General features: G+C 57.9%; 11 protein-coding genes. 9 read left to right on the forward strand and 2 right to left on the reverse strand.

Features of this window, described 5'->3' with window-relative positions; genetic code table 11:
* The first annotated feature begins 39 nt into the window (after positions 1-39).
* Complete coding sequence (locus GXN74_RS05970; RefSeq protein WP_162370007.1) at positions 40-1,332, forward strand: ABC transporter substrate-binding protein; 1,293 nt, start codon at positions 40-42, stop codon at positions 1,330-1,332.
* 32 nt (positions 1,333-1,364) lie between these two features.
* Entirely contained in the window at positions 1,365-1,955 is a 591-nt protein-coding gene (locus GXN74_RS05975) for a hypothetical protein (RefSeq protein ID WP_162370008.1), read from the forward strand.
* Between the two features lie 112 nt (positions 1,956-2,067).
* Here GXN74_RS05975 and GXN74_RS05980 read toward each other — a convergent pair whose 3' ends face one another.
* Entirely contained in the window at positions 2,068-3,099 is a 1,032-nt protein-coding gene (locus GXN74_RS05980; protein WP_162370009.1) for a LacI family DNA-binding transcriptional regulator, read from the reverse strand.
* 298 nt (positions 3,100-3,397) lie between these two features.
* Between GXN74_RS05980 and GXN74_RS05985 the strand changes: the two genes are divergently transcribed.
* The 7 genes from GXN74_RS05985 to GXN74_RS06015 all read left to right on the forward strand — a co-directional run bounded on the left by GXN74_RS05985 (position 3,398) and on the right by GXN74_RS06015 (position 11,086).
* Positions 3,398-4,303 (forward strand): ABC transporter permease, encoded by a 906-nt coding sequence (locus GXN74_RS05985; RefSeq protein ID WP_212505722.1) that lies wholly within the window; start codon positions 3,398-3,400, stop codon positions 4,301-4,303.
* 17 nt (positions 4,304-4,320) lie between these two features.
* Positions 4,321-5,214 carry a carbohydrate ABC transporter permease gene (locus GXN74_RS05990; protein ID WP_162370011.1) on the forward strand — a complete coding sequence of 298 codons (894 nt, stop codon included), beginning with the start codon at positions 4,321-4,323 and terminating at the stop codon, positions 5,212-5,214.
* A gap of 39 nt (positions 5,215-5,253) precedes the next feature.
* Complete coding sequence (locus tag GXN74_RS05995; RefSeq protein ID WP_246208617.1) at positions 5,254-6,909, forward strand: extracellular solute-binding protein; 1,656 nt, start codon at positions 5,254-5,256, stop codon at positions 6,907-6,909.
* An 18-nt stretch (positions 6,910-6,927) separates the two neighbouring features.
* Positions 6,928-8,418, forward strand: a complete 1,491-nt coding sequence (locus tag GXN74_RS06000) for a glycoside hydrolase family 32 protein (protein ID WP_212505723.1) — start codon at positions 6,928-6,930, stop codon at positions 8,416-8,418.
* A 271-nt stretch (positions 8,419-8,689) separates the two neighbouring features.
* A complete protein-coding gene (locus GXN74_RS06005; protein ID WP_162370013.1) occupies positions 8,690-9,691 on the forward strand; it encodes an ABC transporter substrate-binding protein in 1,002 nt (333 codons plus the stop codon).
* Positions 9,681-10,427, forward strand: a complete 747-nt coding sequence (locus GXN74_RS06010; RefSeq protein ID WP_162370014.1) for an ABC transporter permease — start codon at positions 9,681-9,683, stop codon at positions 10,425-10,427. Before GXN74_RS06005 ends, GXN74_RS06010 begins: the two co-directional genes overlap by 11 nt.
* Positions 10,424-11,086: an ABC transporter ATP-binding protein gene (locus GXN74_RS06015; RefSeq protein ID WP_162370015.1), complete on the forward strand. Its 663-nt coding sequence runs from the start codon at positions 10,424-10,426 to the stop codon at positions 11,084-11,086. Before GXN74_RS06010 ends, GXN74_RS06015 begins: the two co-directional genes overlap by 4 nt.
* 92 nt (positions 11,087-11,178) lie before the next feature.
* On the opposite strand, the gene GXN74_RS06020 is transcribed toward GXN74_RS06015, so the two are convergent.
* A complete protein-coding gene (locus tag GXN74_RS06020; RefSeq protein ID WP_162370016.1) occupies positions 11,179-11,811 on the reverse strand; it encodes an HAD family hydrolase in 633 nt (210 codons plus the stop codon).
* Positions 11,812-12,066 lie beyond the last annotated feature (255 nt).

Here is a 12,066-nt window from a genome sequence, read left to right on the forward strand (position 1 = left end):
TTCACAGTGCCTGGCACCGGAAGACAAGGAGGTTGTCCCATGCGCAAACGCCCTATTGCGGGCTGCCCGTTGCCGGCCCTTTCCCTGATCCTCATCCTTTCCCTTCTCCTGCTTCCGCTCTCCGGCTGCAGGGGGGAGGCCCCCGGACCCTATTCGTCCCCCACCAACGAATTCCACCCGAAGACCATCCGCATCCTCCTCTACAAGGTGGAGATCCTGGAAGGCATGGACCGCCTGGTCCATGCCTTCCAGGCGTCCCATCCGGGAATCCGTGTGGAGGTGGCGTATGCGGGGATCGAATACGGCGCCGCCCTGAAGGGGAGGTTCGCCGCCGGGGAGAAGCCGGACATCTTCAACAACAGCGGCTACGCGGAGTTTTCCCACTGGAAGCCGGAGCTTGCGGACCTGAGCGGGGAACCCTGGGTGGACCGTCTGCTGCCCGGCGCGGCGGACCCCGTCACGGACGGGGAGGGGCGGGTCTACGGCCTGCCCGTCAACCTGGAGGGCTACGGCTACATCTACAACAAGGCCCTTTTCACCCGGGCGGGGATCCTGGAGCCCCCCATGGACTACGAAAGCCTTGCTGCGGCGGTGGAAAAGCTGGAGGCGGCGGGGATTGTGCCCTTCGTGAACGGCTACCAGGTCTGGTGGGTCCTGGGCACCCACTTCATGAACATCGCCCTGGCCAACAGGGAGGACCCGGACGCCTTCGTCCAGGCGGCCATGGCAGGGGAGGTCCGGCTGGGGGAGGATCCGGTGGTGCGGAACTGGATCCGCATGCTGGACCTGACCTTGGCCCACGGCTACGGAGACCCCATGACCATCGGCTACAACAAGCAGCTGGAGCTCTTCGCCAAAGGGGAGGGTGCCATGATCCAGCAGGGGAACTGGATCCAGACCCAGATCCAGGAGCTGGCTCCGGAGCTGGAGCTTGGGATGCTTCCCATCCCGGTGGTGGACGGGGAGCCGGGGAGCATTCCCGTGGGGGTCCCCAGCAACTGGGTGGTCCACAGGAACTCCCCGGTGAAGGAGGAGGCAAAGGAATTCCTCCGGTGGATGGCCGGCTCCCAGGAAGGGCAGCGGATCCTGCTGGAGGAGTTCAAGTTCATCCCGCCTTTTTCGGATGTTCCGTACACCCGGGAACAGCTGGGCCCCCTGGCGGTGGAGGTGGGGAACCACATCGAGGCGGGGAGGACCCTGGGCTGGCACTGGATGAAGCTGCCGGAGGGCTCCCTGAACATGATCGGCATCCTGCTCCAGCAGTACGTGGCGGGGGAGCTTTCCGCCGACCGGATGCTGGAGGGGATCGAGAGGATCCTCCAGGAGATGTGAGGGAAGCGTCCTCGGAAAGGAATCGACCCATCATGAAAAACGGAATTGTTGAAACCTACCAAACCTACGCAAGCAAAATAGGAAACAGAAAAGCCTTGTATGGAGCCGTTGCAAAGGAATTCGACATTCGAACCGCAATCTATCCTGGTTCCCACATTGACATCGCACCTTCCATGGTCATCCCCAAAGTGACCTATATCGACAACTGCAAGGGGGCAATCGACTTTTTCAAACGCATGGATGCCATCAGGGAATTCATCGGGCAAAACAAGGAGTATCCCGATGCATGCGAAATTTATTTCCTCGGGCAGGACTTCACCAAACCATTGGAAATTGAAGAGTCGGATTTGCTGATCTCACAGTATGCCGGATTCGTGGGGCAGGCAGCAAAGAAGCTCTTGAAAGTTGGAGGGATATTGTTGAGCAATGACAGCCATGGCGATGCGACCTTGGCAAGGTTTGATGAAGACTATGGTTTCATCGGCATCGTCGACAGGCAAAACAGGATACGATGCGATGGCTTGGACAAGTACTTTGCTTTGCCGAAGGGAAAGCCGGTCTACTTGGAGGCAGTCCGCAGCTTCGGGCGAAAACGAAAAGGTGCCTGGCACCAACAAGATTAAAAAAGGACCGGACCCCCGGGTGGCACGCCCGGGGGTCCGGTCCTTTTCAATTCGACGGGGGAATGCGGGTGGATCGTCCGCATTGGCTTTCCGTGTGTTTTTGTCCTTGCGGTCATCTTCCATGGATGGAGTTGCGTAACTGGATGGTGTTTTCCAGATAGGTGGTCTCGTAGGGCCGGTCGGGATGGGAAATCCTCCAAAGCAGCAGTTCTGCGGCCCGCTTCCCCAGGGACACCCGATGGATGTTGACGGTGGTCAGGTTCGGCTCCACCAACGTAGCCAGGGAAATGTCGTCGAAACCGGTGACGGAAAGGTCCTCGGGAACCCGCAGCCCCAAGTTCCTTGCGGCCTTAATGACATTGAGGGCGATATGGTCGTTCGCGCATACCAGCGCCGTAGGGAATTCGGGCATTTCCTGCAGTTTCCCCATGAGCCGCTCCACAGCATAGTTGTCCGTTTCCGGCAGGATGCTGTAAGCCGTCGGGGGCAGCTCCCCGGATGTGAAGAAGGCCAGTTTGAAGCCCATATAGCGCTCGTAGAAGCTTCTGCAGTGGTCGGGTTTGCCCGCAAAGCCGATCCTTTCGTGTCCCTTTTCCAGCAGAAGGGATACAAGCCGGTGGATGCTGTGCTGGTTCTCCATCAGGAGAAGGTCGTAGGGCAGGGCTTCATTGAAGACGTCGAATACGGAATCGATCATGACCAAGGGGATCCCCGTAGCGGTGAGCTGGTCGATATACCGGCGGTCATACAATTCGGTGCAGATGATGCCCACCACATCTTCCCGGTTTAAATGGGAGGGGAAGGACCCGTTGGCCAGTTCTTCCTCGCGCACCAGTTTGATGGTGAACTGGAAACCGGACTGGCTGACGGTCCCCTCCACGCCCTTGACGACTGCGGGCCAAAAGAGCGCATGGGCGGAAAAATTCCCTGTCAGGAAAACGATGCTGCCCTTGGCGGGGATAGGAGAGGAAGGAGGGAGAGGTTCCATATGTCCTTTGTATCCCATCTCCCTAGCCTTGTTGATTATGAGTTCTATCGTCTTGTCTGAAACCCCGTCCCCACCTTTGAGCGCCTTGGAGACGGTGTTCCTCGACATGCCCAATGCGTGGGCGATGTCCAATATGGTTGTCTTGTTCGATGCCATTGCATGTACCTCCGTATGCGTCCATTATAGCATGTGCAGGGAAGGAAGACAAGTGCATTTTGTGCATTTTGCGCATTGTGTGCAATACATAGGGGAACAATGCTGTTCTTATGTTCTTTAAAGGCATTATTGATAATAAATGCACAAATTATAGCGTGCTAATGCCAAAATGTGCAAAAATAATAGTTGACATATGCACTGCAAAGTGATATTATCAACACATGAAAAGGATAGTGCACATGAAAAGGATAGTGCAAACGAAAGGGAAGATGCACAAAAAGGGAGGAACAAAAAAGACATGAACCATAAGAAATGGAAATTCATGAAGAACAACTATCAACTCTACCTCATGCTGTTGCCCGGTCTGCTGCTGCTGCTGGTGTTCAAGTACGTGCCCATGTACGGCATCATCATCGCATTCAAGGACTACAGCCCCATTCGCGGCATCATGGGAAGCGACTGGGTCGGGCTGGAATATTTCAGACGGTTCCTGACCCTGCCGACGTTCAACCAGCTGTTTGGAAACACCGTGCTCCTGAGCTTCTACGGCATGGTCTTCGGGTTCATCGCACCCATTGTGCTGGCCCTGATCTTGAACCAGATCCGGCATGTGGGACTGAAGAAAAACATCCAGCTGATCGTCTACGCACCCAACTTCATTTCAACCGTCATTGTCGTGGGGATGCTTTTCCTCCTCCTTTCCCCTGTGGGGCCGGTAAACAACCTGATGGAGGCCATGGGGATGGAAAGGGCGATGTTCATGACGGACGCCGCCTACTTCCGGACAGTCTATGTGGTGAGCGGCATCTGGCAGACGGCCGGCTGGTCGTCCATCATCTACCTGGCAACGCTTTCCGGCATAGGACCGGAACTGATCGAGGCGGCAAAGGTGGACGGAGCCAATGTGATGCAAAGGATTTTCCACATCGACCTTCCGACGCTCCGTCCGGTGTCGGCGATCATCTTCATCCTTTCGGTTGGAGGGATCATGAGCATCGGATTCGAGAAGGCCTACCTCATGCAGACAAGCCTCAACCTTCCGAGATCCGAAATCCTTGCGACCTACCTCTACAAGGTCGGCCTGCAGATGGGCGATTACAGCTACTCGACCGCCGTTGGCCTCTTCAATGCGGTCATCAATGTGATTCTTTTGCTTTCCGTCAACTTCGTCGTGAAGAGATTGAATGAGGGGGAAGGCATATGACCAAGGGAGGAAAACAAATGTTGCGTCGATTCATCCGGCTGTCTTTGGCCGACAAGCTCACCTATGTCATCTTTGCCCTTCTTTTGGGCATGTTCCTGGTCTTCATCCTCTTTCCGGTCGCCTATGTCTTCATCGGTTCCTTCATGGACCCGAACCAGCTGAACAGCAAGGGGATTTCCCTCAACTGGGCGGATTATCGCTTGGATGGATATGTGCGGATCCTATCGAACAGCTCCATCATCCGTGGATTCGGCATGTCCCTTTTCTACTCGGTCGCTTTCGCCATCGTCACGGTGGTGATTTCCATGACGATGGCATATCCCTTGTCACGGATGGATTTCGTGGGAAGGAAGCAGGTCTCCACGCTGCTCCTGATCACCATGTTCTTCGGAGGCGGTCTGATCCCCACCTTCCTTCTGGTGAAGAATCTGGGGATGTACAACACCGTATGGGCATTGATCCTGCCGAATGCGGTCAGTGCCTGGAACATCATATTGGCAAGGACTTTCCTGCGGAACCTTCCTGTGGAGCTGCGGGAATCGGCCGAACTGGACGGGGCGTCCAATTGGATGTACTTCATGAAAATCGCATTGCCCCTGTCCAAGCCGATCATGGCCGTACTGGCCCTCTACGCCTTCGTAGGGCAGTGGAACTCCTACTTCGACGCCATGATCTATCTGGAGTCAAGGGCGTTATATCCCCTGCAGCTGGTCCTGCGGGCCATCCTGATCCAGAACGAAGTGCCGCCAGGCATGATCAGCGCCCAGCAGGCGATGGCGGAGTTGAAGAAGGTGGCGGAGATGATCAAGTACTCGTCCATCGTCATATCCAGCGTACCACTCATCCTGCTGTATCCGTTTTTCCAGAAGTATTTCGAGAAGGGTGTCATGATCGGATCCGTCAAGGGCTGATTGTTATCCAATAATATAGACAATAAAAGGAGAATGAAAATGAAAAGAGCGGCGATTTTGTTTTTGGCAGCCGTCATGTCCATCGGCATGACGGGATGCGGTTCCGGAAGAAACAACAGTGCATCCAGCGAGGCCTATGCGACTGCGGATGGCGCACCCATATCCCTCCCGTTGCAGGAGAAGGCCACATTGAAGTTCCTGACCCAAAGTTCCCCGCTGGCACCGGAAGAGCCCAACGAGAAATTGATCTGGCAGCGGCTGGAGGAAGATACGAACGTCCACATCGACTGGACCAACTACACCTGGGATGTCTTTGCGGAGAAGAAGAGCCTCGCCATCGCCAGCGGCGACCTGCCGGATGCCATTTTCGATGCGGCCATGAGCGATTATGAACTGCTGAAGTACGCCAAGGACGGCGTGATCATTCCGGTGGAGGAGCTGGTGGACCAGTACATGCCCAACCTGAAAGCCATCTATGACGCCCATCCGGAGTACCGGAAGTTCGTGACCGCACCCGACGGCCACATCTATTCCTTCCCATGGATCGAGGAGCTGGGTTCGGGCAAGGAAAGCATCCATTCCATCGACGCCATTCCATGGATCAATCAAGTCTGGCTGAAGAACCTGGGACTTGAGATGCCCACAACCATCGACCAGCTGACGGATGTCCTGCGCGCCTTCAAAACCCAGGACGCCAACGGCAATGGCGACCCCAACGACGAGATACCCATGTCCTTCATCTACGGTTCCGGAGGCGAGAGCCTGGTATCCCTGCTGGGAGCCTTCGGATTTGGGGACAACTGGGACCATACGGTTGTGGACAACGACGGGAAGGTCGTCTTCACCATGAGCCAAGAGGGGTACAAGGAAGGTGTCCAATGGCTTGCCCAATTGTATGCGGAGGGTCTGATCGATCCGGAGGTTTTCACCCAAGACTGGAACACCTTTGTGGCCAAGGGGGCAAATCATCTCTATGGCATCTATTCCACCTGGGACATGGGGAACGTGACAGGCTTCAACAGCGGAGACTACTCCGAACCGGAGAAGATTACGGCGGACTATGCGGCTTTGCCGGCGCTGGAAGGTCCTTCCGGATGGAAGAACATCACCCGCACCAATGGTTTCGGACTGGACCGCGGCAGGATGGTCATCACCAGTGCGAACCGGAATCTGGAGCTGACAGCCCGGTGGATCGACAAGCTGTACGAACCCCTGCAATCCGCCCAGAACAACTGGGGAACCTACGGGGATGAAGCACAGAAGAACATCTTCGAAATGAATCCGGAAGGCACATTCCTAAGCCATCTGCCCCTGGGAGACACGTCCCCCTGGGAGCTGCGCCAGAAGACATTCGTAGGAGGTCCCCTGGCGGTCCTGGACTCCCATTACGGAACCCACATCACCAAGCCGGACGATGCGGCATGGCGGTTGGACCTGCTCCAGGAGGTCTATGTGAAGGACATGCAGATGGACAACAACTATCCCCGGGTCTTCTACACCCAGGAGGACCAGCTGACCCTGACCAACATCGAAACGGTCATGTTCGAGCACGCCATGACAAAAAGGGCGGAATGGATCCAGAACGGCAAGATTGCAGAGGAATGGGACGGGTACCTGAAAGACCTGGAGACCATGGGTCTTTCGGAATGGCTGCGGATCAAGCAGACCTATTACGACGAATTCAATCAACAATAGACAAAGGTAGGAAGGTGCATGCGAATGGAAACTCCCCTGCAAAAGGCGGATCGGCATATTCAGGAAAACAAGCAGAACGTCAATGAAAGGTACCGGTTGCGGTACCATCTGATGCCGGAAGCCGGCTGGATGAACGACCCCAACGGATTTTCCTTCTACGGGGGAAAATACCATCTCTTCTATCAGTTGCATCCCTATGGTTCGGTTTGGGGTCCCATGCACTGGGGCCACGCCACCTCCGAGGACTTGGTCCGGTGGGAGCATGCGCCGGTGGCGCTGGCGCCGGATACGGATGCCGACGGAGGCGGATGCTTCTCGGGAACCGCCATGGAAGTGGAGGGGCGTCATGTCCTGATGTACACGGGGTTGCAGCTGGAGGGTGATGGGGACGACCGAAAGGTCCACCAGGTGCAATGCCTGGCCTTCGGGGACGGAAAGAGCTACGAAAAGTCCCTGCAAAATCCTGTGATCCCAAAGGAAAAAATACCGGAAGGGGTGGTCAAGGCGGATGTCCGGGACCCCAAGCTGTTCGAGCGGAACGGGATGTACTACTGCATCCTGGGGAGCAAGGACCTGGAGCAAAAAGGCGTTTTCCTGCTGTACCGGTCTGCGGACCTGATGGAATGGGAATGCATGGGGACCATGGATGCGGCGGATGAAGTGAATGGGGGCGTATGGGAGTGTCCGGACCATTTCCGGATGGACGGGAAGGACATCCTCTTGGTATCGCCCCAATTCAAGAAACCCGAATCCTTACGGTACCATAACATCCACAGCACCTGTGCCAGGATCGGGACACTGGATTTGGAGAAGGGAAGGTTCCTGCTGGAGCAGGAAGAGGAGATCGATGCTGGATTCGACTTCTATGCACCCCAGACGCTGGAAGACGGCCAGGGGAGAAGGATCATGGTGGCATGGATGCAGATGTGGGAACGCAACATGCCGTCCAACGAGGAAAAGCACGGATGGGCAGGGGCCATGACCTTCCCCCGGATCCTGTGGATGCAGGATGGACGGTTGCACCAGCTTCCCGTGCCGGAAATCGAATCCAGCCGCAGGAACCGGTACATGGCGGAGGCCGAATTTTCCGGGACATGGACCCAGGAGCCCCTTCGAGGGAATGTGTCGGAGTTGCTGGTGGAGTTCGAAACCCTGGAGGCGGAGGCATTCGGTGTAAAGCTCTTTGCAGGCCAGGAGGAGGAAACCGTTTTCCGCTATGATGTGAAAGAGGAGGTCCTGATCTTCGACCGGAGGAGGAGCGGCATCGTACTGCGGGGAAGCAGGAAAGAACTGGCCGGCTCCGGTGTCAGAAGGACACAGCTGAAAGCCAGGAATGGAAAGGTCACCATGCGCTTCCTCCTTGACCGGACATCCGTGGAGGCGTTCCTCAACGGAGGGGAAAAGGCCATGACGGGAACCGTCTATCCATCGGAAGGCTCCGACAGGATGGTGCTGTTTGCAGAAGGCAAGGTCAAGGTACGCCTGGAGAAATACGATCTGATCTTCTAATGGAAAAAGCAGTCGAGAGATGTCATATGCTCTCGGCTGCTTTTTTTGCTGGACTTGCCAATGCTGCAGGCCCTTCAGCCTTGTTGGCTTGGGCAGCGTCCACCAGGGCGCGGATGAGCCCGCTGTTCGTCTTCCGAGGATGGAACAAGGGGGATTCCGGCGCAATGGCAAATAATGCCCCTTGACAGCCTCCCCCCATTTACATTTCCCCCGTTCTCCAGTACAATGTTCATGAATCATTTTGGAAGCAAACACATCGGGAGGTCGTCAAATGAGAAAGCAACTGTTGAAATACCTGTTCCTGTCCGCACTGGTCCTGGGATTGTCCGCATGCACGAGGCAGGCGGCGCCGGAACAGGCGCCGGAACAAGCCAAAACCCCGGAGGCCCCGGTCCAGGTGGGCACCCTGAAAGGCCCCACTGGCATGGGCATGGCCAAGCTCATGGGGGATGAGATGGCGAAAGAGGAGGGGAAGACCTTCGAATTCCAGGTGGCCGGCGCCCCGGACGAGCTGGTGGGCAAAATTGTCACCGGCGAAATCAAGATTGCGGCCCTCCCCACCAACCTGGCCGCCAGCCTCTACAACAAGACCGAAGGCCAGATCCAGCTGGTGGCCGTGAACACCCTGGGGGTCCTCCATCTCCTGGAAAAAGGCGACACCGTCCACAGCCTGGCGGACATCGCCGGGAAGCACCTGCACTACAGCGGCCAGGGCTCCGTGCCCGAATATGTCCTCCAGCACCTTCTGGAGCTGGAAGGCCTGGGGGTGGAGAAGGACTACACCGTGGACTTCTCCCTCCAGCACGAGGAGCTGGCCGCCGCCATGGCCGCCGGGGAAATGGACCTGGCCATGCTGCCCCAGCCCCACGCCACCACCGCCCTGATGAAGAACCCGGAGCTGCGGGTCGCCCTGGACATGAACCAGGCCTGGGAGGAAGCTACCGGAACCAAACTCCCCATGGGCTGCATCGTGGTGGACAAGGCTTTCTCCCAGGAATATCCCGCCGTCCTGGAGCAGTTCCTGCAGGACTATGAAGCTTCCACAGACTGGGTCCTTGCGAATCCCGAGGAGGCAGGGATCCTCATCGAAGCCCTGGACATCCTGGGAAGCGCCGCCGTGGCGGCCGCGGCCATCCCCCAGAGCAGCATCGTCTATCTGGACGCCGGGGAAGCCAGGGAGGACCTGGAGGCCTTCTACCGGGTCCTGATGGACATCCAGCCCAAATCCATTGGGGGAGCCCTGCCGGGGGACGACTTCTACCATGCCGACTAGGATAATCCCCCTCCTGTTCTGGTTCCTCCTCTGGGAGCTGGCCGCCGCCTGGATGGGGAAGCCCCTGCTGCTCCCCTCGGCCAGCCAGACCCTGGCCACCCTGGTCCGGCTCCTGCCCACCGCAGGCTTCTGGACCACCATCGCCTACAGCATCCTCCGGGTCCTGGGGGGCTTCCTCCTGGCGGCCTTCCTGGGCACCCTCACCGGGGTGGCCTGCGGGTTCAACCGCTTCCTGGAGGCCCTATTTAGGCCCATGGTGGCGGCGGTCCGGTCCACACCTGTCTTGTCCTTCATCCTGTTGGCCCTGCTCTGGTTCCCCTCCGGCCAGGTCCCCGTCTTCATCGCCTTCCTCATGTGCTACCCCCTCTTCTGGACGGCGGTGGTGGGGGGCATGGGGCAGGTGGACCGGAAGCTTCTGGAGATGGCCCACATCTACAAGGTCCGGCGGCGGGACGTGCTGGCCGGAATCTACCTTCCCACCCTGGAACCTTTTTTGCGGGGGGCCCTGGTCAACGGACTGGGGCTGGGCTGGAAGGTGGCGGTGGCCGCGGAGGTCCTTTCCCGGCCCCGGCACGCCATCGGCGCCAACCTGCACGACGCCAAGATCTACCTGGAGACGGAGGGCCTTTTCGCCTGGACACTGGTGGTGGTGGGCCTGAGCATCCTTTTCGAGGTGCTGTTCAAGAAGGCCCTCTCCCTGGGAAAAACGGCGGGAGCGAAGGGGGGTGCCTCATGATCCGCGTGGAGCATCTGTGGAAGCGTTTCGGGGAGCTGTCCCTGTATGAGGATTTCAGCCTGGACATCCCCGAGGGCAGGGTGCTGGCCATCCTGGGGCCTTCGGGCTGCGGGAAGACCACCTTGCTGAACATGATCTGCGGCCTGGAGGCCCCGGACAGGGGGCGGGTCACCGGGGTGGAGGGGAAGGGGTTCTCCTACGTCTTCCAGGAGACCCGGCTGCTCCCCTGGGCCACGGTCCTGGAGAACATGACCTTCGTACTGAAGGGCCCCTTCGGGAAGGAAAAGGCCCGGGAGCGGGCCATGGAGACCCTGGAGATGGTGCGGCTGGAGGAATTCGCCGGCTACAAGCCCTCCCAGCTCAGCGGGGGCATGCGCCAGCGGCTCTCCCTGGCCCGGGCCTTCGCATACCCCGCCGAAATCCTGGTCATGGACGAGCCCTTCAAGGGACAGGACCGGGGCCTGAAGGAGGAGCTGCTGGGCCACTTCAAGAACCTGCTGGCCCGGGACCCCCGGACGGTCCTTTTCGTCACCCACGACCCGGAGGAGGCCGACCTGGTGGCGGACGCCAGGATCCTGCTGGAAGGCCGTCCGGTCCGGATGATGCAGGGGGACGGTTCTTCCGCATCATCGACTCAAAGAAATGATGAATTGGAGTGATGCATGAGAACCGTCCCCCTGCATCACCCTCGGTCCACCTTCCAATAAGAAAAGCCGTTCCTGGGGAACGGCTTTTTCCATTGAATCGATTCTCACAGGCACTCGTTGTGCAGCAGGCAGATGATGTCCGTGGGATTGCAGAGCCAGGTGGAGCAGTGCTGCAGCAACTCCCGGTTGGCGCCCCACAGGGCCAGGCCGAAATCCACCTGGGCCGACTTGGCGCAGCGGATGTCCTGGAGGGTGTCCCCGATGTAGAGGGTGCTCTCCGGCTCCTCCTGCAGGAATTGGATGGCCTTCAGCAGCGGCTCCTTGTCCGGCTTGGGCCGTTCCACCTCGTCGCTGCAGACCACCGTGTCGAAATACTGGACGATCCCGAAATGCGCCATGGTTTCCTCGAACTCCCGCCGCGTTTTGGAGGTCACGATGGCCAGCTTCTTGTCCGCCCCCTTCAGGAAATCCAGGGTCTCCCGGATCCCGTCGAAAAGCCGGATCCTGTCCAGGGAGGCCTGGATGCTGTCCACCCAGGCCTCATAGCTCCTTTGATAGTCCTTGATACCGAAATGCTCGAAAACCTGTTGTCCTGTCATCCCCATGCAGAAACCCAGGTCCTCCACAGCGACCTTGATCCCATGCAGCTGCTCCAGAACCGCCTGCAGTCCCGAAAGGGCCGCCTTCTCCGTGTCAAGCAATGTACCGTCCACATCAAAAACCACCGCATTGTACATAAGATACTCCCTTCGTGCGCCCGTGAGTACATATCCTTTGCCACCATTATACTACCGCCTCCGGAAAAAAGGTAGTCTGAAATTTCTCCGGGAAAAGGGGAGATGGTGAAATCTTCTGTGGAATGGGGTATAATTCATAAGTGAAGTATCACATTTGGAGCAATCAAAAAAGAGCAACTAGAGACGAACTCCAGTTGCTCCAAATGTGGTTCTTCACGATTGTACCAACTCGCGGATGTTAGCCGGTGATCCGGA

The sequence above is a fragment of the Anaerotalea alkaliphila genome (assembly GCF_010179735.1).
Classification (GTDB): domain Bacteria; phylum Bacillota; class Clostridia; order Lachnospirales; family Vallitaleaceae; genus Anaerotalea; species Anaerotalea alkaliphila.

Excerpts from the sequence above, each read along its gene's own strand:
- GXN74_RS05970 (WP_162370007.1), top strand. The coding sequence starts at position 40 with ATGCGCAAACGCCCTATTGCGGGCTGCCCGTTGCCGGCCCTTTCCCTG.
- GXN74_RS05975 (WP_162370008.1), top strand. The coding sequence starts at position 1,365 with ATGAAAAACGGAATTGTTGAAACCTACCAAACCTACGCAAGCAAAATA.
- GXN74_RS05980 (WP_162370009.1), bottom strand. The coding sequence starts at position 3,099 with ATGGCATCGAACAAGACAACCATATTGGACATCGCCCACGCATTGGGC.
- GXN74_RS05985 (WP_212505722.1), top strand. The coding sequence starts at position 3,398 with ATGAACCATAAGAAATGGAAATTCATGAAGAACAACTATCAACTCTAC.
- GXN74_RS05990 (WP_162370011.1), top strand. The coding sequence starts at position 4,321 with ATGTTGCGTCGATTCATCCGGCTGTCTTTGGCCGACAAGCTCACCTAT.
- GXN74_RS05995 (WP_246208617.1), top strand. The coding sequence starts at position 5,254 with ATGAAAAGAGCGGCGATTTTGTTTTTGGCAGCCGTCATGTCCATCGGC.
- GXN74_RS06000 (WP_212505723.1), top strand. The coding sequence starts at position 6,928 with ATGCGAATGGAAACTCCCCTGCAAAAGGCGGATCGGCATATTCAGGAA.
- GXN74_RS06005 (WP_162370013.1), top strand. The coding sequence starts at position 8,690 with ATGAGAAAGCAACTGTTGAAATACCTGTTCCTGTCCGCACTGGTCCTG.
- GXN74_RS06010 (WP_162370014.1), top strand. The coding sequence starts at position 9,681 with ATGCCGACTAGGATAATCCCCCTCCTGTTCTGGTTCCTCCTCTGGGAG.
- GXN74_RS06015 (WP_162370015.1), top strand. The coding sequence starts at position 10,424 with ATGATCCGCGTGGAGCATCTGTGGAAGCGTTTCGGGGAGCTGTCCCTG.
- GXN74_RS06020 (WP_162370016.1), bottom strand. The coding sequence starts at position 11,811 with ATGTACAATGCGGTGGTTTTTGATGTGGACGGTACATTGCTTGACACG.